This window comes from Acinetobacter sp. CS-2 (assembly GCF_016599715.1).
Taxonomy (GTDB): Bacteria; Pseudomonadota; Gammaproteobacteria; order Pseudomonadales; family Moraxellaceae; genus Acinetobacter.
Genome location: NZ_CP067019.1, coordinates 2,569,703 through 2,596,510, shown reverse-complemented (window position 1 = coordinate 2,596,510; position 26,808 = coordinate 2,569,703). Strand labels below are relative to the sequence as shown.

Below are 26,808 nucleotides of genomic sequence, written 5' to 3'. Positions count from 1 at the left end.
AGGTGAGTCTGGACTTGGTTGGTCTCAATTTAATTCAATTCATATAAGGCCTAGTCTTTAGCTGCCTGCCAAAATGCTTCTCCAGCCTGGATCGGATCACCGGTCTGTTGCAGGGTTTTGACCCAGACATCATATTGGGCAATCACCGGATGCTGGCTGGGATGAAAATCCTTTTTAAACCAGTCGCGATATTGTTTGCTCATTTTGCTGAGCGTGCCCTTTCTTCCAAAGAACCACGGTAATCCGCGAATATTCATTTGCAGACGTTGTAATGAGCTAAACCCGTCATGCTTTAACATGACATTGGCACGGTAAAGGGTAAAGCCGAACATTAATGCCGTGGTCCAGACCAGAACAAATTTACGGGTACTTTCAGGCACATTGCCGACCTGCTTCATGACATCAAAAGCGACATCCCGGTGTTCCATTTCTTCAATCGCATGCCAGGCAAATAGTGCCCGTACATAAGGATGGGCATCTCTTAACCTCTCTTTATGGCTGTAAAAGGTTTCTGCCATTAAGGCGGTCAGGTGTTCAGCGGCAGCCGTCATGGCAATATTGTATTGTGGAGAACGTTTTTCCAGCTCGAATTTAAAAATTTTATTCAAACGCTGAATAAACTGATCGACCGGCATGCCTTGTTCTTTCATGACCTGATTCATTTTGTCATGCGCAATGCCGTGCTGTGCTTCCTGACCGATAAATTCTGCCACACGCTGCTTTAAATCTGGATCGGTAATCTGCTCCCGAAACAGACGGACTGACTGAATGAAGTAACGTTCGCCATCGGGAAAAGTCAGGCTGAGTGCATCAAACATCCGGGTAATAAACGGGTCACCTCCGAACCAGAAACGCGGAACCTCATTCAGCTTGAAATCCAGATTACGACGTACGACGGGAATAATCTGCGCTTGGACAATGGCATTCATGTTGTTTTACTTCAATTGCCTTAGACTATTGCAGTATGTCTGGATTTTTATCTTTTGTTTTGACAGTTGTTGCCATTTTTTATACATTTTACGCCAAAGTAAAAATATAAAATGTCAAAAATAATCAAGGTACATCGTGCAAGAATTGCAAATTCCAAATGGCTATTTTCAGTTGCTGCACATGTATTTGCAGCAACAGGATATGGATATCTTTAGCCTGGCCTGTCTAGAGCCACATCAGGCACAACTGCGCTATGTCTTATCTTTGCCTATCGATTCGCAATCGACCTATTCATTTTTTGCAGAAGTCATGCAGCTGACTCAAAAACAGATGGATTGTCCGCAATTGGTGTTTGAAATGGCCTGCCTGATCCGTCCTGAACATTTTGGTGTACTGGGCTATATGGCGACTCGAAGTAACAGTGTGGCAGAGGCATTGCAATATGTGATTCGCTTTAGCCGTCTGGTCATTGACGGGGCAGATGTTAGCCCGATACAGATGCATCAACGGGACAAAAAGATCTGTTTAAGCTGGCCTTTTCATGATTTAAAATATGCCTTGCTCAATGAGATGACCATGGCCTGTATGGTGCATTTGGCCCGGCAGATTTTTCCGGCTCAAAAATTCCAGCTATTACAGATCAATTTTGCCCATAGTCCAGAAATGGCAGATGATCATTATCAAAGGTTTTTTGCTTGCAAAGTGGAATTTAAACAGTCGGATTATTCTTTTGAGATCAATGTGGAAAACTTAGAGCTGAAGTCCGAGCTGGCTGATCCCTCTTTAATGCAGCTTCTACTCAGGCAGGCAGAAGATGCCATTGCTGCCAAACCGTTATTTAAAACCTACTTAAACCTACTTACGTGGGTTTAATGTTTAATTCCTACTTCATCATCAAGAACCAATTGCTATTGCGCTTGGGATTACCTCAATTCCATAGGCTGTCACGGTGTAACTCACCGCCATTGGTGGCTTATGTAGCCACCAATTCTTTATCTGCATGTTTTAGAATATTGATGGCAGCATTAATATCCCTGTGATGCAGGGTGTTACATGAACATCGCCACTCACGCATTGCAAGTGTCAGGTTTTGGTTTAATTCACCACAATTCGAACACATCTTGCTGCTTGGAAAGAATCGTCCAACAGAAAGTATTGATTTGCCATGCTGTTTAGCCTTGTAAATCAACTGTCGCTTGAACTCATAAAAGCCCATATCCGATATGGCTCTTGAGAGCTTACGGTTTTGTACCATACCTTTCACATTTAAATCCTCAATCGCAATCAGATCGAATCGCTTAACTAAATCAGATGTGACTTGATGAAGATTGTTTTTTCTCAAGCATGATATTTTGTAGTGCAAACGAGAGAGCTTGGTTTTCGCTTTTTCTCTGTTTTGACTACCTTTCTTTTTACGGCTAAAAGACTTAGCAAGTCGTCTTAACTTGGCAAGCTGTTTCTTTAGTGGCGCACTTGATGGAACAACCTCGCCATTAGATAAAGTGGCAAGACTGGAAACACCTAAATCAATACCAACAGATAAACCTGTTTTGGGGTGAAGTTTCTCAGGCTGATTTAATTCAACAGCAATCGAAGCAAACCACTTACCACCCTGTTTAAATATTTTCGCTGATAATATTTTTCCTTGATAACGCAAATCCTCAGTCATTTTTACCCAACCCAAGTTTGGGATACTAATTTTTCTATCTTTAATGCTGAATTGGTCATTTGATAATGAGAAGCGATCATCTACGCCTTTTTTTCTAGGCTTTGGATATTTGGATTGACCATTAAAAAAACGATCAAATGAACTACCCAATTGCTTAATCGCAAGTTGTGGCGCACATTTGGTCACTTTAAGCATGAAAGGGTATTTCTCACGCTTGAACGAGTTTAAGTGCTTTCTTATTTTAGCTTCGGATGGTTTATTTAGAAGTTTTTTATCCACCTGAACGCCATAATAGTCACACTGATCTCTATATTCCTTATCTGCTTTATATTGACGTTGCCATTCTTTTAAAGCCCAATTATACGACAAACGAGCAACACCACTCGCTTGAGCGAAATGACTTGCTTGCTTATTATTTGGCAGTAATTGGATTACATGCCCTCGTATGAATCGGCTCATAGTGCGTCTTTGACTGCCTGTATTAACTTTTGGTTTTTCTTACTACGACTACCATATAATCTTGCCGAAAACACTGTAATGATTTCCAAAACATCTTGAGCAAGTTCTTCCTCAAAAGACAAATTTTCACCCTTATTAAGAATGACGATCTCCACGCTTTTAGCTTCACATAAGGCAAAAACCAACTCAGCACCAAACCGCAATAAGCGATCTTTATGCGTTAAAACCAAACGTCCGATTTCATCATTCATGATTGCTTCTAGCAGCTTATTTAAGCCTTTTTTTCTATAGTTCATACCCGAACCAAGATCGGAGATTAATTCAAACGTCCAACCTTGATTTGCACAGTACATTTCAAGAACTTGTTGCTGTCGAATTAAATCTTCTTTTTGGTCATGACTCGATACCCTTGCGTATGCAATGGTTTTCCTTTGAAGTTGACTATCGGGCTTGTGTATTTGCTCAGGCGTGATCTTACTCAGATCATATCGTCTATGATTTTTAGGGGTTCGATCTGCAACCAAAGTGCCTTCTTCATCCCAACGCCTTAATGTTTGAATGGAAACACCTAATGTTTTAGCTGCAACGCTAATGCTTACATATTTACTCATGTTGTATATAATAGTATAGAAATAAGTAGATTTCAATTAGCAGTTACAAACCCCATTATGAAAATCTATTGCTGCATATTCAGCAAAAACTGGCTGAATATTTGCGGGTTAAGGAACAGTCCCCGAAAATAGAATGGCTGGCGGATGAATTGCATGTATCTGTACGGACCTTGCAGCGTCAACTGTATAAACAAAATACTTCCTTTAAAAAACTGCTTGAAACCGAGCGCATGAAACGCTGTGAACAGTTACTGTTGCAAAGCATGAATTTTACGGAAATGGCCATGTGTCTGGGCTATTCAGATCAGTCGGCTTTGGCACGTGCTTATAAAGCCTATAGTGGTCAAACCTTATTACAGCGAAAACAGCAACTGAAAGCACAATCTGAACGATAAAAAGGGCGTATTTAAGGTACTTTGAAATGCAGCGCAACTACGCAGACATGCAGTTCACCTTTGCATTCGGCAATCTTATAAAATAAAAAATAAAAAGTCTGTGTCCTAGAGTGCAGGTTTTTGCTATTGCATGAAACTTTAAATTTAAAAGACAACATATTTATTTTTATCAATTTTTTATGAATAAGAATAAGTTTATCTTCATCAGGGATATTTGTTTACATGGCAAAATTAGGCATCTTTGATCATTGAGAAAAAGTCGTAAATATCAGTAAATGGTGCTCTCGGATTGTTCTGAAAAAATGAGATGCTGAGTCGAAAGTAGCGTGAAATGCTCAGGCTCTATTCAATGAGTAAAAAATAGCGTTACAATGCGTTGTCTTGTATTTCTACAAAGCCAACTCCTCAGTTCTTTAATAATTCAAGGAAAGTACAACCCTATGTCACGTTTAGCCACTCGTTTCGGACAGCTTAAATCTCAGCAGCGTAAAGCGCTCGTTTCCTATGTGATGGCTGGCGACCCTCATCCACAAGTAACCGTTCCATTGTTACATCAAATGGTTGAGGCTGGGGTAGATGTGATTGAGCTTGGTCTACCATTTTCAGACCCTATGGCGGACGGTCCCGTGATTGCCCTTGCAGCAGAACGCGCATTGGCAGGTGGAACCAATACCCTGGACGCTTTGAACATGGTGAAAGAGTTCCGTCAAAAAGATGCAGAAACACCGGTGGTTTTGATGGGGTATCTCAACCCTGTAGAAGTGATCGGTTATGAAAAGTTTGTGTCAATGGCCAATGAATGCGGTGTCGATGGTGTACTTCTGGTAGATTTACCTCCTGAAGAAGCCAAAGATTTTGATGATGTATTGAAGAAATTCAATATGGATCAAATTTTCTTGCTGGCGCCTACATCGACCGATGAGCGTATCCAGCATGTGGCGAACCAAGCCAGTGGTTTTATCTACTATGTATCCTTGAAAGGGGTCACAGGTGCTGCAACTTTAGATGTTGCTGAAGCAGCAGCCCGTATCCAAAAAATTAAAGCTGTGACTGACGTTCCTGTGGGTGTCGGTTTTGGGATCAGCGATGCTGCCTCGGCAAAAGCCATGGGTGTAGCGGCTGATGCTGTGATTGTTGGTAGTGCATTTGTAAAACAGTTTGCGAACTTAGCGCCAGAACAAGCCGTTGTTGAAACGGTCAATAAAGTCAAGGAGCTTCGAGCTGCGCTCGATGAGTTAGTATGAATCAAGAAGTGAAACCAGGCAAAATTCTTAGCCCAGCGCAGCCGTGGACGGAACGTCATGTTCCGGGTATTCACACGCCAGATGAGCAAACCGCACTCAAGGCAACCTTTACTGAACCAACAATTGAGTGCCCTGAATGTCACGCACTGGTTACACGTACCGCGATGACATTTAACGCCTATGTTTGTCCACAATGCGATGAACATTTGCGCATGAAAGCACGTGACCGTCTGAACTGGTTCTTTGACCAGGTACAAAATGAATTGGGTCAGGAATTTATTGCTAAAGATCCTCTGCATTTTGTCGATAGCAAAGCCTATCCGGACCGTATGTCTGAAGCGCAAAAGAAAACCGGCGAAACTGAAGCATTGGTGGTGATGCAGGGTTTACTTAAAGATATTCCTTTAATCGCATGTGCATTTGAATTCGACTTTATGGGCGGTTCAATGGGTACAGTGGTGGGTGACCGTTTTGTGCAAGCAGCTGAAAAAGCGATTGCAGATAAACAACCTTTGATTTGCTTTGCTGCATCAGGTGGTGCACGCATGCAGGAAGGTATGTTATCTCTTATGCAAATGGCGCGTACCTCTGCTGCAATCCAACGCATGAAAGATGCCGGCCTACCATATTTGGTGGTATTAACTCATCCAGTTTATGGTGGGGTAACTGCATCATTGGCAATGTTAGGTGATGTACATATTGCTGAACCTAAAGCCATGATTGGTTTTGCTGGTAAACGTGTAATTGAGCAAACCGTACGTGAAAAACTGGAAGAACCGTTCCAGCGCGCCGAATATTTGCTTGATCATGGTGTAATCGATCAAATTGTTCATCGTCACGCATTACGTGATACTGTATATCGTATTGTAGCGAAACTGATGAATTTGTCTTGAACACAGCACCACTTGCAACAGACTCTTTAAACACATGGCTCGATTATTGGAGCCATGTTCACGTTACGGGTATTGATTTAGGTCTGGAACGGGTTATTCCTGTGGCTGAAAAGCTCGGTGTAACGCGTCCGCATGCTAAAGTGCTGACTGTAGCGGGAACCAACGGAAAAGGTTCAACCACCACCGCTTTGGCTGCCATTTTAAATGCGCAAGGCTATAAAGTGGGGTTATACCAGTCACCGCATATTTACCGTTTCAATGAACGGGTAAAACTGGCTGGCATTGAAGTGGATGATCAAACCCTGGTGGATGCGTTTGTGCAGGTGGATCAGGCCCGTCGTGACTGTGACCTATCCCTTTCCTTCTTTGAAGCCACCACACTCGCGGCTTTTGTAATTTTCAAGGCCAAGCAGTGTGATGTCTGGGTGCTTGAAGTCGGACTGGGTGGTCGTCTGGATGTGGTCAATGTGATTGAGCCGGATGTCGCCGTGATTACCAACATTGGCCTGGATCACACCGACTGGCTCGGTGATACGATTGAAAAAATTGCGTTCGAGAAAGCCGGGATTATTCGTCCGAATATTCCGGTGATTTTTGGTGGTTCGCAAGAGCTTCCTCAAGCCATACAAAATAAAGCCGATGAATGTCAGGCGCAACTGTTTGCCGTCAATCGTGATTATTTCTATCAATATACGGATGATGGTCAAGCCTGGATGTTTGCCTCATCGGGCAGCACTTTAAAACTTCCCCTCGGTGCTCTGGCACTGGAAAATATTTCCACAGCTGTGGCCGCGATTTTGGTCAGTGGTTTAAATGTGACTCAGGATGCCATTGCACACGGCATTCAGAATGCAAAATTACCAGGTCGCTTTGAAATACGCCATATTCAAGATAAAACCGTTATTTTTGATGCTGGACATAATCCCCATGGCGTAGAATTTTTGTTAAATCAGTTGCGAAAATTTTTGGAATACAATAAACAGTACACAGAAGTGATCAGCGTTTTTTCCATGTTGGCGGACAAAGACATCAATTCTGTCGTAGATTTGTTGAAAGATACTGTTTTAACATGGAAAATTTCCCCGTTAACCGTTCCGCGAGCAGCCACAATCGGGCAGCTTGAGGAAGCATTACAGGGCGAAACAGTACAACACTTCAATAGTGTTCAATTGGCTTTTAAATCAGCGCTAAATGAAACAAAAAATAATCAGTTGATCTTGGTATGTGGTTCATTTCATACCTTAGAAGCGGTATGGGAGTATTTGGAAGAATGTCAATGAATAGCAAACAACGCTGGATGGGAGGCGTTGTTTTATTAGGTGGTGGTGTTTTATTGGCAGCATTGCTTCTAAAGGGTAAAGAAGAAATATATCAGAACCAACTCAGAACTCCGGATTTAGCCGCTCAAGTTGAGCAAAAAAAGCCGGCAGCAGAAGGGGAAATGGTTCAGCTGCAACCTTTAACAGTTGATGTTGAAACAGAAAAACGTTTACTTGAAGAACAACGCCGGGCACGTGAAAAAGCGGTTGCAGAACAGGAAGCACGTGCAGCCGAGTTTCTAGCGATGCAGCAACAGGCTGAGGCAGATGCGGCACGTAAAGCAGCTGAAGAATATGCCGCTTTAAATGCTCTGCGTAGTGGAGCACAGCAGAGTTCGGATAATATTCCCCCTGAACTGGTAGAAGATGAAAAAGCTAAACAAAAGCGTTTGGCTGATGAAAAGTTGCTCGCTGAAAAAAAGTTACAGCAGCAGATAGTTCAACAACAACGAACTGATGCTGATAAAAAAATAACCGAAGAAAAACGTAAGGCCCAATCTGAAGCCGCAAAGCAAGCAGCCGAGAAAAAAGCAGCTGAGGACAAGGCAAAGCATGATGCGGAGCTAAAACGTAAAGCAGAAACTGAAAAACAGCTGGCTGCAAAGAAAGCACTGGAAGCCAAGAAAAAAGAACAGGCTGAGCAAGAACTGGAAGCCAAGAAAAAAGCTGAAGCCAAGAAAAAAGCAGAAGCTGAAAAAGCCCGAGATTTGCTGGAAAATGGCGATAAACAATGGATGGTTCAAGTGGCCTTGGCGGCCAATGAAGCCAATGCAGATGCACTGGCCTCCAGGTTGCGTGCCAAAGGTTATAAGGTGACCAGGAGCCCAACATCGAAAGGGGTTCGCATTATGGTTGGGCCGGCTAAAGACCGTGATGCCGCTGATGCTGCACGCAAGAAAATTACCAGTGATGCAAGTTTGGGTATGAAGTCGGCATGGGTGATTGACTGGGTTCCGCTCGATAAGCGCTAAACATGGCTTGAAGCTGAACTAAGGTGGATTCAACAGTTGCTGTTGAATCCATTTTACGTTTTCAGGACTGAATATTTTTTCAATATGAATCCAGACGGGGTGAAAACCGTAGCCACCATGTTTCATTTCATTGAGTGCATCTGCAATCGGCCAGTTTTCAAAAATAATCCGGTACATGGCAATACTTGCACCGGTACGGTCCGAACCATGATAACAATGAATAAGTATCTTGTGATTTAAGGCCTTGGCTTGCTGAATCTGCCGCATGACCTGTAATAAATCTTCACGGTTCATTGCCCAGGTGTGGATGGGGATATGAACCAAGTTAAAATCCGTGGAGGGCAGCACGGTCAGATCTTTATTTCTTGATCTTAGATTAATCACCACATCAATATCATGTGCCTTTAATTGCGGAATCAGCTCAGTTGAGGGCTGCTCACTACGAAACACATGCTCGCTAATTTGATAAAAATTATCTGTTTGATTAATTAATGTTCCCCAGTGCGTAGGGCGTTGTTCAGGTGGAAGTGCGGGTGTGGTCATGCATCCCATCAAGCTTGAGCTACCCAGTAAAATGGCAACAACTGTTCTTTTGATCATGCTAGATAACGCGCCAATTCAATCGGATCATGCGCACAGATAATCTCGATATTTTTTTCATTTTGTGCCAGTTGCTGGATGTTGTGCAAGTTATCTATACGCATCTGGTTATTTTCAGTAAAAAAACGCTCCAGTTTATCCAGTGTTCTCAGCCTGTTTTTAGGGTCAAGTTGCAGGTGAGAGTAATAGGCATCGCCACAGAAAAAAAGCCATCCATCCTGCTGTTTAATGGCAATTCCACAATGCCCTTGGCTATGACCTAAAAGTGGAATCATTAAAATTTCGTCTTGAAATAAGCGGAAGCCTTTTACTTGATGCAGGTTAAACCAGGTTTCACCCTGATCGGGTTCGATGAAGTTCCAGTATTGGTGTTGCTTGAATTGCTGGGTTTTATAACGGGCTTTATTTTTTAGGGAAAAAAAGCTTTGAGTAGTATTATATTCGCTGGAAAGCACATGCACGGTGGCATGCGGAAAATCGGAAATACCACCGGCATGATCAAAATCAAGATGGGAGATCAGTATATGCTTCACATCTTGAGGGCTAAACCCGAGCTTTTGAATCTGCGCAATTGCCGTGAGTTCTAAATTGTTTTCGATGCGGCCTAGCCGTGAGACCAGATTGCCTAAACGGGCTTTGCTATGCAGATAATCTTGTACGCCTAAACCGGTATCCACCAGCACTAAGCCTTGATCGGTTTCCAGCAGCAGGCAATGACAAACCACTTTGGCATGTAAGCCCTTTTGTCCGAAGAGTGGACCACAAACCGGGCACATGGTGCCGCAATGCAAATGATGGATGTTATAGATCACAATATTTATTCTTAAGATGATTAGGCGTATTTATAAACGGGCTGTGAAATAAACACCAACCTGATTTTGTAATTTAATTTTTGAGCAGCATAAAAAAGCCCGTCATCAGACAGGCTTGAACAAGATCAGGACATGGCTCGTCATTTTCATCCTGTATTTGCTGCATACTTGCGGCAGAGCTTCTCACCTTAATGCACGCAAGGGTAGAGCAGTATTTTCTGAGTGAACTACGCACTTCGCTTGTCTTGCGACAAAATAAGACAGCACTTTAATTTTAACTCGAAGCATAGCTTATCGTCTTCTTATGGAATATATTCCTCAGGGCAGAGCAGTGCTCTGCTTGTCCAAAACTACGCGCTGCGCTTGTCTTGCGCAAAATTAAAAAGGAATCCTTTTAATTTTGCTCAGGCTGTGGCGTAAGGCGTAAGTATGGTGTTACAGCTTTATAGCCTTTCGGGAAACGTTGTTTGATTTCGTCTTCATCTTTAAGAGAAGGCACAATCACCACGTCTTCACCTTGCTGCCAGTTAGCCGGTGTTGCTACTTTATGGTTATCTGTTAGTTGCAGCGAATCAACCACACGTAAAATTTCATTGAAATTACGGCCAGTTGAAGCTGGATAAGTGATGATCAGACGTACTTTTTTGTTTGGATCAATGATCACTAAAGAACGAACCGTCAGGGTTTCACTGGCATTCGGGTGAATAAAGTCATAAAGAGTAGATACTTTACGGTCTTGATCGGCAATGATCGGGAAATTAACCGTGGTATTTTGGGTTTTGTTAATATCGTTAATCCAGCCTTTATGTGACTCAACATCATCGACTGACAAGGCAATCGCTTTAACACCGCGTTTTGCAAATTCATCTTTCAGCTTTGCGGTATAGCCCAGCTCAGTGGTACATACTGGTGTGTAGTCCGCAGGATGGGAAAATAAAATCCCCCAGCTATCACCCAAAAAGTCGTAAAAATTAATGCTACCTTCGCTTGAGTCTTGCACAAAATTTGGTGCGGTATCGCCTAAACGTAATGTCATTTTTATAGCCTCATCTGCTTTGTTATCTATGTTGATGCGATCTAATATGACGCATTTTTTTTTGCAATGAAAATAGTGTTTTTGTATTTCTTTATGAGTATATGGAATATAGAGGCCGTGATTGATTGTTAAAATCTGGATGAATGATGAATTTTATGACTATATTGCCTGTATAAAATTTGTTACATTGTTTGGCCTTAGCTGTCGTGTGCTAGAACGAGTGATCAGAATTTTTTAATTGGTTTTGTGCAAACCCCTTGTACTTCAAATTTCTAGCACCATAATAACGACTGAGAAAAAATTTATTCATTCGACAAGCAAGATTTAGAGAGTCTATTCATGTTGGCAAGTCTGATCGGAGGAATCTTCGGTACCAAAAATGAGCGCGAACTCAAACGCATGCGTAAAATCGTAGACAAGATTAATGCGCTCGAGCCGACGATATCTGCACTAAGCGATGCAGACTTATCTGCAAAAACTGAAGAATTCAAACAACGATATAATAAGGGCGAAAGCCTGGATAAATTATTGCCTGAAGCATTTGCTGTTTGTCGTGAAGCGGCAAAGCGGATCATGGGAATGCGCCACTACGATGTCCAGTTGATTGGTGGTATTACACTTCACGAAGGTAAAATTGCAGAAATGCGTACTGGTGAAGGTAAAACCCTGATGGGGACCTTGGCCTGTTATCTGAATGCGATTAGCGGTGAAGGCGTTCATGTCATTACCGTAAATGATTATTTGGCGCAGCGTGATGCCGAGTTAAACCGTCCCTTATTCGAATTCCTGGGTCTGAGCATTGGCATCATTTATTCCATGCAAGATCCAACAGAGAAAGCTGAAGCCTATCGTGCCGATATTACTTACGGTACCAATAACGAATTCGGTTTTGACTATCTTCGTGACAACATGGTGTTCTCTCTGGCCGAGAAGAAACAACGTGGCTTAACCTATGCGATTATCGATGAGGTCGATTCGATCCTGATCGATGAAGCACGTACACCGTTGATTATTTCGGGTCAAAGTGATGACTCGTCTCAGCTTTATGCAGCCATCAATAGCATTCCGCCAAAACTTCATGCGCAAAAAGAAGAAAAAGTGCCGGATGGCGGTCATTTCTGGATTGATGAAAAACAGCGTCAGGTTGAAATGACTGAAGTGGGTTATGAAGCTGTAGAAGACCAGTTGATTCAGATGGGGTTGCTCGCTGAAGGTGAAAGCTTGTATTCACCCTCTAACCTGAATCTGGTTCATCATGTTGCTGCAGCAATTCGTGCCCATTTCCTTTATCAGCGCAACGTGCATTACATCATTCATGATGGTGAAGTCATCATCGTGGATGAAAATACTGGCCGTACCATGCCGGGTCGTCGTTGGTCAGAAGGTTTGCATCAAGCGGTTGAAGCGAAAGAAGGTCTGGAAATTCAGCCTGAAAACCAGACTTTGGCAACCACCACTTTCCAGAACTATTTCCGCCTTTATAAAAAGCTTTCTGGTATGACCGGTACAGCTGATACCGAAGCTGCGGAGATGAAAGAAATTTATGGTCTGGATGTAGTACTGATTCCAACCCATCGACCAATGATCCGTAAAGATGAAAACGATCTCATTTATTTAAACCGCAATGGTAAATACAACGCCATTATTCAAGAAATTCAGCGCGTGCATGAAGAGGGTGTTGCACCGATTCTGATTGGTACAGCAACCATTGAAGCTTCTGAAATTCTTTCTGAAAAATTGAAAGAAGCGGGTATTGCACATGAGGTGTTGAACGCGAAGCAGCATGAACGGGAAGCAGACATTATTGCCCAAGCGGGTTCACCACGTGCTGTGACCATTGCAACCAACATGGCCGGTCGTGGTACCGACATCTTGCTGGGCGGTAACTGGAAAGCCAAACTTGCCAAAATTGAAAATCCAACCCCTGAAGATGAAGCACGCTTAAAAGCCGAATGGGAACAAAACCATGAAATGGTATTGGCCTCTGGCGGTTTGCATATCATTGGTTCAGAACGTCATGAATCACGCCGTATCGATAACCAGCTGCGTGGTCGTGCCGGTCGTCAGGGTGACCCGGGTGTTTCACGTTTCTATCTGTCGCTTGAAGATGACCTGATGCGTATCTTCGCTGGTGATCGTGTGGTTGCGATGATGCGTGCGATGGGTTTGCAGGAAGATGAAGCCATCGAACATAAGATGGTGTCGCGTTCGATTGAAAATGCACAACGTAAGGTAGAAGCACGTAACTTCGACATTCGTAAGAACCTGTTGAAATACGATGACGTGAATAACGAACAGCGTAAAATCATCTATTCACAACGTGATGAAGTGCTTGCTGAAAGTACGCTACAAGATTACATTGAGGAAATGCATCATGAAGTCGTGAAGGGCGTGATTGCTAACTACATTCCACCTGAATCGATTCATGACCAATGGGATATCGATGGTCTGGAACGTGCACTGCGTGAAGAGCTCGGTATTGATTTACCGGTCAATCAATGGCTGGAAGAAGACCGTCGTTTAGACGAAGAAGCTTTGGTAGAACGTATTTCTGACGAAATTGTCGCACGCTATCGCGCTCGCCGTGAACAAATGGGTAGTGAGTCAGCAGCTATGCTGGAACGTCACTTCATGCTGAGTGCTTTGGATCGTCACTGGAAAGATCATCTTGCTGCGATGGATTACTTGCGTCAGGGCATTCACTTGCGTGGTTATGCGCAAAAGAACCCTGAACAGGAATACAAGAAAGAAGCCTTTAACCTGTTTGTAAACATGCTGGCTGTCATTAAATCCGATGTAATTACAGATCTTTCCCGTGTTCATGTTCCTACAGCTGAAGAACTGGCTGAAATGGAAGCACAACAACAGGCTCAGGCAGAAGCAATGAAGTTGAATCTGACGCATGCAGAATTTGATAATTTGTTGGCGGGTGATTTAAGCGGTACTGAAACTGTAGAAGTCGAGTCGGGCTTTAATCCGGCAGAGCAAACATTTGCACCGCCTGCAAGCCGTAATTCACCTTGTCCATGCGGTTCAGGTTTAAAATATAAGCAGTGTCACGGTAAAATTTAATTTTTATCTTAAGCATTCAGCCACTTTATAGATTTATTTCCCTCCGGATTTGAATCGATAAAGTGGTTTTTTATTGCAACAAAATAAGCGTTTATTTTTTGCAAGATGTGAATATGTTTGCAGAGCGCCAAATTAAGTGGTATTTAGTGCATATTGATGAACATTGACTCGCGGAAAAGACAATGAAAAAAGTATTACAACCATTGATGATTTTAGCTTTAGCTATTCCAGGTTTGGCTTTTGCAAATGAGCCATCCAAAAATACCGCAGCAAATGCTGTGAAAGATGAAAACACTACAGTAATGAGTCCGCGTACAGGAATTCGCTATACCTTTGCGAATCCGCAGCAACGTCCTGTGGTGTTAAAAACTGCAGCGATTACGCCTGCAAATGCAGCAAATGCAAACCGCATTGTCGCTTCAAATCCAGCGTTATCTGCTGCAAGTCAGGAAAAAGCCAAACAGGCACTGTTATCGGAATCAACTCAATTGGCTTCCAACTAAATCTAATCTATTGCTAGAACCAGTCTGCGGACTGGTTTTTTTATGCCTGAAAATGTCAAACTGATAAAAAATAAATCAAACAAAGTGTTCTGCTCGATTTTTTACTGAATTTCTACTAAGCTGTCTTTTTATCACGAACTTATTTGGAAGTTTAAAAATGGCGGTGGGCGACTTAACAATGCCACAGATGCATGTGGTTAAAGGTGTAAAAATTGGTTCAGCTGAAGCATATGTACGCTATCAGAACCGACGTGACCTCGTTATTTTTGAATTTGCTGAAGGTTCAAATGTGGCCGGTGTGTTTACCCAAAATGCATTCTGCGCAGCACCGGTACATGTGTGTAAAGCTCATTTGCAAGCGGGCAATCCGCGTTATCTGGTCATTAATACCGGTAATGCCAATGCAGGGACTGGCAAAATCGGTATGGCAAATGCCCAGGCGACGTGCGCCAAACTGGCTGAACTGGCCGGTGTATCGACTAGCGAAATTTTACCTTTTTCAACTGGTGTGATTGGCGAGCAGTTGCCAATTGAACGCTTGGTGCATGGTTTGCAGCCTGCATTAGACTCTTTAAAAGAAGATGCCTGGCTAGATGCAGCAACAGGCATCATGACCACGGATACGCTACCTAAAGGGGCGTCAGAACAGTTTGAAATGGATGGTGTGACCTACACCATGACCGGTATTTCTAAAGGTGCCGGCATGATTCGTCCAAATATGGCGACCATGCTCAGCTATGTAGCGACCGATGCACCCATCAGCCGTGAACTGGTACAGCAACTGTTAAAAACCACGGTGAATGTTTCATTTAACCGTATTACCGTAGATGGTGATACCTCAACCAATGACTCCTGTATTTTTGTGGCGACAGGTCAAGCGGGCGGTACTGAAATTACATCAACTGACGATGCACGTTATGCGATTGTTCTGGATGTGTTAACCCATGTTATGAAGCGCTTGGCTCAACTGATTGTACGTGATGGGGAAGGGGCGACCAAATTCATTACCGTTGCGGTTGAAGGTGGAGCAGATACCCAGGAATGTTGTGATGTAGCGTATAGCATTGCTCATTCTCCGCTGGTGAAAACTGCGATTTTCGCCTCAGATCCGAACTGGGGACGTATTCTTGCCGCAATTGGTTATGCCGGTGTTAAAAATTTAGACGTTGAAAAAATCCAGGTTTGGTTAGATGATGTACAGATCTGTAAAGATGGTGGTGCGGCAGCGGACTATACGGAAGAAGCTGGTGCACGCGTGATGTCTCAGGCTGAATTGACCATTCGGGTCGATTTGGGACGAGGACAGGCAAAAGATACAGTCTATACCTGTGATCTGTCTTATGACTATGTCAAGATTAACGCGGATTACCGTTCGTAAAATTCAAATTGAATGACAAAGCCTCCGTTGTGAGGCTTTTTTAGCATTCAATCAATCGGCAAAGGGCTGGTGAATGAGCAAATTGCCCCCATATCATCAGTGACTTGAGTACGCTTGTGTTAGGGCAAGCATGAAGATAGAGAAGACGTTGTTATGAATGATGCGACCAATTTAATTGCTAATGAAGCAAAATCGATTGTGCAGGCGCATTTAGATCGTTTAGGCGAACCTAAAGATATTCATTTAAGTGATGAGGTCAAACAGGAGAAGTTTGCGCAAATTCTGGCAGAACTCAAAAAACGTGATGCTGTCCTGGTCGCTCATTACTATTGTGATCCTGAAGTGCAAGAGATTGCAGAACTGTCGGGTGGGTGTGTTTCTGATTCCCTGGAAATGGCACGTTTTGGCCGAGACCATCCTGCCAAAACCTTAGTGGTCGCTGGGGTGAAATTCATGGGAGAAACAGCGAAAATTCTTTCTCCTGAAAAAACCGTGCTTATGCCTACCCTGGAAGCGACCTGTTCGCTGGACTTGGGTTGTCCTGTCGATGAGTTTACAGCATTCTGTGATGCCCATCCCGATCATACAGTGGTTGTATATGCAAATACATCTGCTGCTGTTAAAGCACGTGCTGACTGGGTGGTGACCTCAAGCTGTGCAGTTGAAATTATTGAACATCTGGATAGCCTGGGTGAAAAGATTATCTGGGCACCGGATCAGCATCTGGGGCGTTATATCCAGAAGAAAACCGGTGCAGATATGTTGCTATGGGATGGTGCCTGTATCGTGCATGAAGAATTCCGTGCCCGCGGTATTGCCCAGATGAAAGCATTGTATCCGGATGCAGCAGTTCTGGTTCATCCTGAGTCGCCAGAGTCAGTGGTAGACATTGCAGATGCAGTAGGAAGCACCTCGCAACTGATTAAAGCCGCACAAACGCTTCCAAATGAGCGTTTAATTGTGGCAACCGACCGCGGCATTTTCTACAAGATGCAACAAGCTGTGCCAAACAAGACATTAATCGAAGCACCGACTGCAGGTGAAGGGGCAACCTGTCGCTCATGTGCCCATTGTCCGTGGATGGCAATGAACGAATTAGATGGAATTTTAGAGGTTTTACAAAAGGGTGATCAAGAAATACACGTTGATCCTGCTCTTGCAGAACGCGCTAAATTACCACTTGATCGTATGTTAAGCTTTAGTGCGAGTTTAAAACGTTAATTTTGATCAAAAAATGCCTAAAATGCTTGATAAATAAGCGGTTGAAGCGTTTTTTTGAGTTTTTTTGAATATAGGTGTTGACGTCTCTAGGCGTCACGCCTAAAATGCACCCCGTACCGCACGATGTGCGATACACTAAAAGCTGAGATGAATCGGAGTATGGCGCAGCTTGGTAGCGCATCTGGTTTGGGACCAGAGGGTCGTAGGTTCGAATCCTACTGCTCCGACCAATTCTTCAAGGCAAGTATCGCATGATAGTAATATCATCGGTCATGCGCCTGTAGCTCAGTTGGATAGAGCATCCGCCTTCTAAGCGGATGGTCACAGGTTCGAATCCTGTCAGGCGCGCCATTTGGTAGTCTGGTATTTAGAGCCAAAGTGTTGTAACGGTGGATGTAGCTCAGTTGGTAGAGCCCCGGATTGTGATTCCGGTTGTCGTGGGTTCGAATCCCATCATTCACCCCAATTTCGGAGTATGGCGCAGCTTGGTAGCGCATCTGGTTTGGGACCAGAGGGTCGTAGGTTCGAATCCTACTGCTCCGACCATTTTAAGTATAAACTTAAAAGTAAATGATCCGCTTAAATGCGGTTTTTTTATGCCTGAAATTTGATAATAACATTCAACATTCAACATTCAACATTCAACATTCAACATTCAACATTCAACATTCAACATTCAACATTCAAAAGGGCTTAAATAATATTAAGGCTGCTAGTCTAAATTTTAAAAGTAATGTGATTGCTTATTAATGGGGTAGCGCCAGTTGGTGGGGCCAGCTTATTCAAGATATGCATAGAATTGCATTCAGTAAAATAGAAATCCCCCAAATTAAAATGCTCTTTTGTGCGGAATTGGTGGATAGGTAATTCTATTTTTAAATCTGATTATACTTTTTTACTTTGATTATTCACTTATCTAAACAAGCTGTATTGAAGAGCTGGTTGTAATTTAACAATTAGACAAATTAATCGCGGTCAAAAATGAAAGAGGGGCTAAGATAATTTAAGAAATGCTGTAGATGAAAAAATTATTTGCTTTACTTTTGGGGTTTAAGTGGAAAATGTTGTTAATTTAAACTTAAAAATAATAAAAACCTTCTATTTTGTGCAATAAATAAACATTTGTAATATTTTTGCCGAATTATTTAAAAAAAGGAGTTGCATTGGGTTTGGGATGGTGTAGAATGCACATCCATCGGTGGTGATGAAGATTAAAACTTCTGATAAAACAGCAACTTAGCGCGAAGTGTTGAGATTTGGTTTTAGAAAGAAAGTTTAAAATAATTTGAATTACTGATTGACACTGAGAATATCTAGTGTAATATAGCCGACCTAGCTTGCTGGTGACGAATCAGTAAGAAGATCATTAAGAGATTATGAAGAACAACTTGTGTGGATTTTTACTGGTTGATTGATCGAAATTATTTTCATTGATTGATGGTAGAAATTACTCGAAGTTTATTTGAGAAATATTTGTCAGAAAATTGATGAGCCAGATTTGGTGTTTTGAATAAAGCACTATTGATTTTAAACTGAAGAGTTTGATCATGGCTCAGATTGAACGCTGGCGGCAGGCTTAACACATGCAAGTCGAGCGGAGTATTGGTGCTTGCACTAATACTTAGCGGCGGACGGGTGAGTAATGCTTAGGAATCTGCCTATTAGTGGGGGACAACATCTCGAAAGGGATGCTAATACCGCATACGCCCTACGGGGGAAAGCAGGGGATCTTCGGACCTTGCGCTAATAGATGAGCCTAAGTCGGATTAGCTAGTTGGTGGGGTAAAGGCCTACCAAGGCGACGATCTGTAGCGGGTCTGAGAGGATGATCCGCCACACTGGGACTGAGACACGGCCCAGACTCCTACGGGAGGCAGCAGTGGGGAATATTGGACAATGGGGGGAACCCTGATCCAGCCATGCCGCGTGTGTGAAGAAGGCCTTTTGGTTGTAAAGCACTTTAAGCGAGGAGGAGGCTACTCTAGTTAATACCTAGGGATAGTGGACGTTACTCGCAGAATAAGCACCGGCTAACTCTGTGCCAGCAGCCGCGGTAATACAGAGGGTGCGAGCGTTAATCGGATTTACTGGGCGTAAAGCGTGCGTAGGCGGCTTTTTAAGTCGGATGTGAAATCCCTGAGCTTAACTTAGGAATTGCATTCGATACTGGGAAGCTAGAGTATGGGAGAGGATGGTAGAATTCCAGGTGTAGCGGTGAAATGCGTAGAGATCTGGAGGAATACCGATGGCGAAGGCAGCCATCTGGCCTAATACTGACGCTGAGGTACGAAAGCATGGGGAGCAAACAGGATTAGATACCCTGGTAGTCCATGCCGTAAACGATGTCTACTAGCCGTTGGGGCCTTTGAGGCTTTAGTGGCGCAGCTAACGCGATAAGTAGACCGCCTGGGGAGTACGGTCGCAAGACTAAAACTCAAATGAATTGACGGGGGCCCGCACAAGCGGTGGAGCATGTGGTTTAATTCGATGCAACGCGAAGAACCTTACCTGGTCTTGACATAGTAAGAACTTTCCAGAGATGGATTGGTGCCTTCGGGAACTTACATACAGGTGCTGCATGGCTGTCGTCAGCTCGTGTCGTGAGATGTTGGGTTAAGTCCCGCAACGAGCGCAACCCTTTTCCTTATTTGCCAGCGGGTTAAGCCGGGAACTTTAAGGATACTGCCAGTGACAAACTGGAGGAAGGCGGGGACGACGTCAAGTCATCATGGCCCTTACGACCAGGGCTACACACGTGCTACAATGGTCGGTACAAAGGGTTGCTACCTAGCGATAGGATGCTAATCTCAAAAAGCCGATCGTAGTCCGGATTGGAGTCTGCAACTCGACTCCATGAAGTCGGAATCGCTAGTAATCGCGGATCAGAATGCCGCGGTGAATACGTTCCCGGGCCTTGTACACACCGCCCGTCACACCATGGGAGTTTGTTGCACCAGAAGTAGGTAGTCTAACCGTAAGGAGGACGCTTACCACGGTGTGGCCGATGACTGGGGTGAAGTCGTAACAAGGTAGCCGTAGGGGAACCTGCGGCTGGATCACCTCCTTAACGAAAGATTGACGATCGGTAAGAATCCACAACAAGTTGTTCTTCATGACGATGTATCTGAGGGTCTGTAGCTCAGTTGGTTAGAGCACACGCTTGATAAGCGTGGGGTCACAAGTTCAAGTCTTGTCAGACCCACCACTACTGACGAAGTACGGAAAATCAGAAACATTGACTTATTGATAAGCTGGGGACTTAGCTTAGTTGGTAGAGCGCCTGCTTTGCACGCAGGAGGTCAGGAGTTCGACTCTCCTAGTCTCCACCATGTATCTTCGGATGCATAATAAGCAAACGGTTAGATAGCTTATAGAGCTTAGTAAGAAAGCGGCGTATAATGCGCGGCATTGTTATTAACCTCTGTGATTTATCACAGTTTCTCGATCTGACGAAGACGAGAAAAATCATTAACAGAATATATTTGAGTTGAAATAAATTGTTCATACTCGTTTTAAAATCGACATTAGCAGTCATTTATGACTGGTTGATGAAGATTAAGAAATGAGTTACTAGCGATTAAACTGAATCAAGCGTTTTGGTATATGAATCTAATTGAAGCTGTACAGTGCTTAAGTGCACAAACGCCAACTGTATGAGAGTGATGAGAAATCATCATAATCTGTTGCTCATCCTACTTGTAGGGATGGACGACTGTTTGGGGTTGTATAGTCAAGTAATTAAGTGCATGTGGTGGATGCCTTGGCAGTCAGAGGCGATGAAAGACGTAATAGCCTGCGATAAGCTCCGGGGAGGCGGCAAATATCCTGTGATCCGGAGATTTCTGAATGGGGAAACCCACTTACCATAAGGTAGGTATCGTAACATGAATACATAGTGTTACGAGGCGAACGAGGGGAAGTGAAACATCTCAGTACCCTTAGGAAAAGAAATCAATTGAGATTCCCTCAGTAGCGGCGAGCGAACGGGGAAAAGCCCATTAAGTCATATAAGCTTTAGTGGAATGCTCTGGGAAGTGCAACCATAGTAGGTGATAGTCCTGTACACGAAAGGGCTTATATGATGATGTCGAGTAGGGCGAGGCACGTGAAACCTTGTCTGAATATGGGGGGACCATCCTCCAAGGCTAAATACTCCTGACTGACCGATAGTGAACCAGTACCGTGAGGGAAAGGCGAAAAGAACCCCTGTGAGGGGAGTGAAATAGATCCTGAAACCGCATGCATACAAGCAGTGGGAGCCGACTTGTTCGGTGACTGCGTACCTTTTGTATAATGGGTCAGCGACTTATATTCAGTAGCGAGGTTAACCGAATAGGGGAGCCGTAGAGAAATCGAGTCTTAATAGGGCGTTTAGTTGCTGGGTATAGACCCGAAACCGGGTGATCTATCCATGAGCAGGTTGAAGGTTAGGTAACACTGACTGGAGGACCGAACCCACTGTCGTTGAAAAGCCAGGGGATGACTTGTGGATAGGGGTGAAAGGCTAATCAAACTCGGTGATAGCTGGTTCTCCCCGAAAGCTATTTAGGTAGCGCCTCGGACGAATACCATTGGGGGTAGAGCACTGTTTCGGCTAGGGGGTCATCCCGACTTACCAAACCGATGCAAACTCCGAATACCAATGAGTACTATCCGGGAGACAGACTGCGGGTGCTAACGTCCGTAGTCAAGAGGAAAACAATCCAGACCGCCAGCTAAGGCCCCAAAATCATAGTTAAGTGGGAAACGATGTGGGAAGGCATAGACAGCTAGGAGGTTGGCTTAGAAGCAGCCACCCTTTAAAGAAAGCGTAATAGCTCACTAGTCGAGTCGGCCTGCGCGGAAGATGTAACGGGGCTAAAACTATGTGCCGAAGCTGCGGATGTATACTTTGTATACGTGGTAGGGGAGCGTTCTGTAAGCCGATGAAGGTGGATTGAGAAGTCTGCTGGAGGTATCAGAAGTGCGAATGCTGACGTGAGTAACGACAAAGCGGGTGAAAAACCCGCTCGCTGAAAGACCAAGGGTTCCAGTCCAACGTTAATCGGGGCTGGGTGAGTCGACCCCTAAGGCGAGGCCGAAAGGCGTAGTCGATGGGAAATTGGTTAATATTCCAATACTTCAGTGTAATGCGATGAGAGGACGGAGAAGGTTAAGTCAGCCTGGCGTTGGTTGTCCAGGTGGAAGGAAGTAGGCATGCATCTTAGGCAAATCCGGGGTGCTCTATGCTGAGATCTGATAGCAAGCTGTACTTGTACAGTGAAGTGGCTGATACCATACTTCCAGGAAAAGTCTCTAAGCTTCAGTTACACTGGAATCGTACCCGAAACCGACACAGGTGGTCAGGTCGAGTAGACCAAAGCGCTTGAGAGAACTCTGCTGAAGGAACTAGGCAAAATGGTACCGTAACTTCGGGAGAAGGTACGCTGCTTTTGGTGATGGAACTTGCTTCCTGAGCTGAGAGCAGCCACAGAAACCAGGCCCCTGCAACTGTTTATTAAAAACATAGCACTCTGCAAACACGAAAGTGGACGTATAGGGTGTGATGCCTGCCCGGTGCTGGAAGGTTAATTGATGGGGTTAGCGTAAGCGAAGCTCTTGATCGAAGCCCCAGTAAACGGCGGCCGTAACTATAACGGTCCTAAGGTAGCGAAATTCCTTGTCGGGTAAGTTCCGACCTGCACGAATGGCATAATGATGGGGGCGCTGTCTCCAGCAGAGGCTCAGTGAAATCGAAATCGCCGTGAAGATGCGGTGTACCCGCGGCTAGACGGAAAGACCCCGTGAACCTTTACTGCAGCTTGACATTGAACTTTGATCTTACTTGTGTAGGATAGGTGGGAGGCTTTGAAGCTGGGACGCTAGTCCTAGTGGAGCCAATCTTGAAATACCACCCTGGTAATATTGAGGTTCTAACTCTGTCCCGTTATCCGGGACGAGGACCATGTCTGGTGGGTAGTTTGACTGGGGCGGTCTCCTCCTAAAGAGTAACGGAGGAGTACGAAGGTGCGCTCAGCGTGGTCGGAAATCACGCGTAGAGTATAAAGGCAAAAGCGCGCTTAACTGCGAGACCCACAAGTCGAGCAGGTACGAAAGTAGGTCTTAGTGATCCGGTGGTTCTGTATGGAAGGGCCATCGCTCAACGGATAAAAGGTACTCTGGGGATAACAGGCTGATACCGCCCAAGAGTTCATATCGACGGCGGTGTTTGGCACCTCGATGTCGGCTCATCTCATCCTGGGGCTGAAGCAGGTCCCAAGGGTATGGCTGTTCGCCATTTAAAGAGGTACGCGAGCTGGGTTTAGAACGTCGTGAGACAGTTCGGTCCCTATCTACCGTGGGCGTTGGAAATTTGAGAGGATCTGCTCCTAGTACGAGAGGACCAGAGTGGACGAACCTCTGGTGTACCGGTTGTGACGCCAGTCGCATCGCCGGGTAGCTATGTTCGGAAGGGATAACCGCTGAAAGCATCTAAGCGGGAAGCCTACCTCAAGATAAGATTTCCCCGAGACTTTATGTCTCCTAAAGAGCCGTTGAAGACTACGACGTTGATAGGTTGGATGTGGAAGCATAGTGATATGTGAAGCTGACCAATACTAATTGCTCGTGAGGCTTGACTATACAACACCCAAACAGTTGTTGTATAAAGCATCAATTAATTCAATATTAAGCAAAACAGCTTGATTTAGTGAACGCTAAAGAACAAAATACGACAGCTCAGATATACCTGTTAATGAATTCTATTTGACCAAGCATTGGCATCTAAATAAGACCAAACGCAAAGTCATAAACAGTTGTGCTGGCGACCATAGCAAGAGTGAACCACCTGATCCCTTCCCGAACTCAGAAGTGAAACCTCTTAGCGCTGATGGTAGTGTGGGATTACCCATGTGAGAGTAAGTCATCGCCAGCTCATTATTCCTTAAAAAGCCCCTGCATAAAGCAGGGGCTTTTTTTTTGCCTAGATTATTAAAACCTTAAAATTATTATTTGATGATGAATGAAATTAGATTCTTTGTAAGCGTCCGCTGAACACACCTTCTGAATTCATCCTATAAGCCTTAATTTAGTCCCCACTTAGAAACAAGTGGGGACTTAAATTTATGACTACAAATAATCAGACATCCATCGCATCTCTTGCGAAAAAACGAAGAACATACAGTGCTGAATTTAAACAGCAGATCGTTCAGGCTTGTAAAGCACCGGACGTTTCAATTGCTTCAGTCGCTTTGCAACATGGATTGAATACAAATCTTGTATCCAAATGGATTCGCTTAATTGATGCTAAGCCAGGGAGTGATCGCTCACCACTACCGAATAAACCTGCATTTATTGCCTTATCTTGCTCTGCACCATTAGATCCTACTCCTACTGACATGTTAAAAGTTCAAATTACTTTACCCCACTCAAAAGCAGAAATTGGCTTGAAATGGCAAGTATCAGAAATACCTGCCTTGGCAGAATTACTCAAGGTGCTGGCAACATGATCCGTATCGATGAAATCTGGTTGTCTACTCAGCCCATGGATATGCGTGCAGGAATGGATACGGCCATGGCGCAGATTATGAAAGCCTTTGGCTCAATCAAACCGCATTGCGCCTACCTGTTCTGTAATAAACGTGGCCATCGTATGAAAGTGCTGGTACATGATGGACTGGGCATCTGGCTGTGTGCCAGGCGGCTGGAACAGGGAAAATTCCACTGGGCTAAAGTTCACCAGGGTGAAAACGTAGCTCTCAACCCGGAACAGTTACAGGCATTAATCCAGGGTTTGCCTTGGCAGCGCATTGGACGACAGCAGGTGGTCACGATGCTCTAAACCAAGCTCGGCTATTCTGCCATCCTCCAAACGTTCTATTTCATTCTCTTCATGACCTCAGGCATACTGCGGTCATGAATACGCTGCCTGATTTAAGCCAACTGACCCATGAACAACTGCTGGAATTTACCCGGCAGTTGGCGATGCAGCATCAGTCTCTGGCACAATCAAATCAAGAATTAGAAAAATCAAACCAGCAATTGGATGCCAAAGTTCAGCATCTTTCTATTCTCAATCAAAAATACGAGCATGAACTGGCGCTGTTTAAAAAGCATAAATTCGGCAGTAAAAACGAACATCTCACCGCAAAACAAATCCATCTATGGGATGAGGCGGTCGAAGAAGATATCGCAGCCGTTGATCTGGAATTAGAACGATTAAATGCAGATAAAACCCATGCAGCGACACAGAAAGCCACAGTCAACAAACCTAAACGTCGACTGCTGCCAGATCATCTACACACCATCCGTATTGAGCATGAACCTGCATCAACCCAATGCAGTTGTGGCTGCCAGTTACGTCGTATCGGCGAAGATATCAGTGAAAAACTGCATTTCAGACCGGCACAGTTCTACAAGGAACAGCATGTCCGTGGCAAATGGGTCTGTGATCAGTGTGACACCCTGACTCAGCAAGCGATGCCTGCCTATGTGATTGATAAAGGCATTGCTTCACCTGAACTGCTCAGCCATGTGCTGGTATCGAAGTATGCCGATCATTTACCGCTGTACCGTCAGCGCCTGATCTATCAGCGGGCTGGCATTGATCTGTCCAGATCCACTTTATCTGACTGGATTGGTCGCTGCGGTGTGGAACTGGAACCTCTGGCTAATGCCTTAAAACAGGTGGTGTTGCAACAGCGGGTGATCCATGCCGATGAAACGCCGGTCACCATCATGCGGATGGGTGATGATGAGAAAAAACCGAAGAAAGGTTATGTCTGGGCCTATGCCACCACACAGTACAATCCAGTTCAAGCGGTGATCTATGACTTTCAGGATAGTCGTTCAGGTCAGCATGCTGAAGAGTTCCTGAAAGGCTGGCAGGGTCATCTGGTCTGTGATGATTACAGTGGTTATAAAGCACGCTTTAAATCAGGCCAGGTCATTGAGGTGGGCTGCATGGCCCATGCACGTCGTAAATTCCATGAACTGCATGTGACCGGGAAAAGTCAGGTCGCTGAACAGGCATTAGTGCTGATTCAGAAACTGTATGCCATAGAAGCAGAACTCAGGAAAAAGACGGATGGTACAGCGGAAGACCGCCGCGAATACCGACAACAGCATAGCCAACCGGTGATGCAACAACTATATGAATGGCTCAACCAACATCATCTGACGGTGCCATCGAGTTCTCCCACCGCCAAGGCCATCAATTACACTCTGAAGCGTTGGCCAGCTTTAAGCCGCTATTTGGATGATGGCAATCTACCGATTTGCAATAACTGGATTGAAAATCAGATGCGCCCCTGGGCGTTGGGACGTAAGAACTGGCTGTTTGCTGGCTCGCTGCGCAGCGGCCAACGAGCTGCCAATATCATGACTTTAATCCAGTCAGCAAAGCTGAATGGACTGGATCCGTATGCCTATTTAAGTGATGTGCTGAAAAGGCTGCCGACGCATAAAGTGACCCAAATAGAAGAATTACTGCCACACCGCTGGAAATCCGACCAAAATTAAAAAATAGGCATGGGATTCAGCGGACGCTTACGATTCTTTAACGGAATTGATTTTTCTGCTATTTAGATAATTAGATTTTATCTTTTGAGTAAGTTATTAATTTATAAAAATATTTATTAATATTTCGTGAGTATTTTATCGAAAATATAATTAAAAAATTTTAAATTTGTATATTTTTTATGTGTATCTATGATATA

The 26,808-nt window shown here is 44.2% G+C and carries 18 protein-coding genes, 6 tRNA genes, 3 rRNA genes and 1 pseudogene; 22 read left to right on the top strand and 6 right to left on the bottom strand.

From position 1 onward, the window contains the following. Positions 1-50 precede the first annotated feature (50 nt). Positions 51-929: a metal-dependent hydrolase gene (locus JFY49_RS12755; protein WP_200223123.1), complete on the bottom strand. Its 879-nt coding sequence runs from the start codon at positions 927-929 to the stop codon at positions 51-53. 136 nt (positions 930-1,065) lie between these two features. On the opposite strand from JFY49_RS12755, the gene JFY49_RS12750 reads away from it, so the two are divergent. Continuing rightward, a complete protein-coding gene (locus JFY49_RS12750; RefSeq protein ID WP_200223122.1) occupies positions 1,066-1,803 on the top strand; it encodes an AraC family transcriptional regulator ligand-binding domain-containing protein in 738 nt (245 codons plus the stop codon). A 100-nt stretch (positions 1,804-1,903) separates the two neighbouring features. On the opposite strand, the gene JFY49_RS12745 is transcribed toward JFY49_RS12750, so the two are convergent. Together JFY49_RS12745 and JFY49_RS12740 are read right to left on the bottom strand one after the other, a co-directional pair. Next, the gene (locus JFY49_RS12745; RefSeq protein WP_005402020.1) at positions 1,904-3,058 is read right to left on the bottom strand and encodes an RNA-guided endonuclease InsQ/TnpB family protein; all 1,155 of its coding nucleotides are present in this window, start codon (positions 3,056-3,058) and stop codon (positions 1,904-1,906) included. Beyond that, a complete protein-coding gene (locus JFY49_RS12740; protein WP_005402019.1) occupies positions 3,055-3,669 on the bottom strand; it encodes an IS607 family transposase in 615 nt (204 codons plus the stop codon). Before JFY49_RS12740 ends, JFY49_RS12745 begins: the two co-directional genes overlap by 4 nt. Positions 3,670-3,716: 47 nt before the next feature. Between JFY49_RS12740 and JFY49_RS12735 the strand changes: the two are divergent. The 5 genes and pseudogenes from JFY49_RS12735 to JFY49_RS12715 form a co-directional block, all read left to right on the top strand. Beyond that, a pseudogene (locus tag JFY49_RS12735) lies at positions 3,717-4,064 on the top strand (helix-turn-helix transcriptional regulator); the annotation flags it as partial. Positions 4,065-4,504: 440 nt separating this feature from the next. Next, positions 4,505-5,308: a tryptophan synthase subunit alpha gene (gene trpA, locus JFY49_RS12730; RefSeq protein WP_166171317.1), complete on the top strand. Its 804-nt coding sequence runs from the start codon at positions 4,505-4,507 to the stop codon at positions 5,306-5,308. Further along, on the top strand, positions 5,305-6,201 hold the full coding sequence (gene accD, locus JFY49_RS12725) for an acetyl-CoA carboxylase, carboxyltransferase subunit beta (protein WP_166171319.1): 897 nt from the start codon (positions 5,305-5,307) through the stop codon (positions 6,199-6,201). Before trpA ends, accD begins: the two co-directional genes overlap by 4 nt. Beyond that, complete coding sequence (folC, locus tag JFY49_RS12720; RefSeq protein ID WP_180081096.1) at positions 6,198-7,481, top strand: bifunctional tetrahydrofolate synthase/dihydrofolate synthase; 1,284 nt, start codon at positions 6,198-6,200, stop codon at positions 7,479-7,481. Before accD ends, folC begins: the two co-directional genes overlap by 4 nt. Beyond that, the gene (locus tag JFY49_RS12715; protein WP_413784585.1) at positions 7,472-8,491 is read left to right on the top strand and encodes an SPOR domain-containing protein; all 1,020 of its coding nucleotides are present in this window, start codon (positions 7,472-7,474) and stop codon (positions 8,489-8,491) included. Before folC ends, JFY49_RS12715 begins: the two co-directional genes overlap by 10 nt. Before the next feature lie 18 nt (positions 8,492-8,509). On the opposite strand, the gene JFY49_RS12710 is transcribed toward JFY49_RS12715, so the two are convergent. From JFY49_RS12710 to JFY49_RS12700, 3 genes are all read right to left on the bottom strand, one after another. Then, a complete protein-coding gene (locus JFY49_RS12710) occupies positions 8,510-9,091 on the bottom strand; it encodes a dual specificity protein phosphatase family protein (protein ID WP_166171325.1) in 582 nt (193 codons plus the stop codon). Next, on the bottom strand, positions 9,088-9,903 hold the full coding sequence (locus tag JFY49_RS12705; protein WP_166171327.1) for an MBL fold metallo-hydrolase: 816 nt from the start codon (positions 9,901-9,903) through the stop codon (positions 9,088-9,090). The genes JFY49_RS12710 and JFY49_RS12705 overlap by 4 nt, the downstream gene beginning before the upstream one ends. Positions 9,904-10,297: 394 nt before the next feature. Next, complete coding sequence (locus JFY49_RS12700) at positions 10,298-10,939, bottom strand: peroxiredoxin (protein ID WP_200223120.1); 642 nt, start codon at positions 10,937-10,939, stop codon at positions 10,298-10,300. A gap of 339 nt (positions 10,940-11,278) precedes the next feature. Between JFY49_RS12700 and secA the strand changes: the two genes are divergently transcribed. From secA to tnpC, 16 genes are all read left to right on the top strand, one after another. Beyond that, entirely contained in the window at positions 11,279-14,011 is a 2,733-nt protein-coding gene (secA, locus tag JFY49_RS12695; protein ID WP_200223119.1) for a preprotein translocase subunit SecA, read from the top strand. 182 nt (positions 14,012-14,193) lie between these two features. After that, the gene (locus tag JFY49_RS12690) at positions 14,194-14,514 is read left to right on the top strand and encodes a hypothetical protein (RefSeq protein WP_092821084.1); all 321 of its coding nucleotides are present in this window, start codon (positions 14,194-14,196) and stop codon (positions 14,512-14,514) included. Between the two features lie 157 nt (positions 14,515-14,671). After that, entirely contained in the window at positions 14,672-15,892 is a 1,221-nt protein-coding gene (argJ, locus tag JFY49_RS12685) for a bifunctional glutamate N-acetyltransferase/amino-acid acetyltransferase ArgJ (RefSeq protein WP_200223118.1), read from the top strand. A 153-nt stretch (positions 15,893-16,045) separates the two neighbouring features. Then, positions 16,046-17,113 carry a quinolinate synthase NadA gene (gene nadA, locus JFY49_RS12680; RefSeq protein WP_092821088.1) on the top strand — a complete coding sequence of 356 codons (1,068 nt, stop codon included), beginning with the start codon at positions 16,046-16,048 and terminating at the stop codon, positions 17,111-17,113. Positions 17,114-17,266: 153 nt separating this feature from the next. Beyond that, a tRNA-Pro gene (locus tag JFY49_RS12675) sits at positions 17,267-17,343 on the top strand. A 44-nt stretch (positions 17,344-17,387) separates the two neighbouring features. Then, positions 17,388-17,464, top strand: a tRNA-Arg gene (locus JFY49_RS12670). A 38-nt stretch (positions 17,465-17,502) separates the two neighbouring features. Then, a tRNA-His gene (locus JFY49_RS12665) sits at positions 17,503-17,578 on the top strand. 4 nt (positions 17,579-17,582) lie between these two features. After that, positions 17,583-17,659, top strand: a tRNA-Pro gene (locus JFY49_RS12660). A 983-nt stretch (positions 17,660-18,642) separates the two neighbouring features. Next, positions 18,643-20,180: ribosomal RNA gene (locus tag JFY49_RS12655) — 16S ribosomal RNA — on the top strand. Between the two features lie 61 nt (positions 20,181-20,241). Next, a tRNA-Ile gene (locus JFY49_RS12650) sits at positions 20,242-20,318 on the top strand. Positions 20,319-20,366: 48 nt separating this feature from the next. After that, positions 20,367-20,442: transfer RNA gene (locus JFY49_RS12645), tRNA-Ala, on the top strand. A 399-nt stretch (positions 20,443-20,841) separates the two neighbouring features. Further along, a 23S ribosomal RNA gene (locus tag JFY49_RS12640) occupies positions 20,842-23,734 on the top strand. 177 nt (positions 23,735-23,911) lie between these two features. After that, positions 23,912-24,026 (top strand): 5S ribosomal RNA (gene rrf, locus JFY49_RS12635). The 16S, 23S and 5S rRNA genes sit together here with 2 tRNA genes alongside, the layout of an rRNA operon. A 190-nt stretch (positions 24,027-24,216) precedes the next feature. Continuing rightward, positions 24,217-24,600 (top strand): IS66-like element accessory protein TnpA, encoded by a 384-nt coding sequence (gene tnpA, locus JFY49_RS12630; protein WP_002114018.1) that lies wholly within the window; start codon positions 24,217-24,219, stop codon positions 24,598-24,600. Next, positions 24,597-24,932: an IS66 family insertion sequence element accessory protein TnpB gene (tnpB, locus tag JFY49_RS12625; RefSeq protein ID WP_162689812.1), complete on the top strand. Its 336-nt coding sequence runs from the start codon at positions 24,597-24,599 to the stop codon at positions 24,930-24,932. The genes tnpA and tnpB overlap by 4 nt, the downstream gene beginning before the upstream one ends. Before the next feature lie 74 nt (positions 24,933-25,006). Continuing rightward, positions 25,007-26,611: an IS66 family transposase gene (gene tnpC, locus JFY49_RS12620; RefSeq protein ID WP_200222996.1), complete on the top strand. Its 1,605-nt coding sequence runs from the start codon at positions 25,007-25,009 to the stop codon at positions 26,609-26,611. The last annotated feature ends 197 nt before the right edge of the window (positions 26,612-26,808 follow it).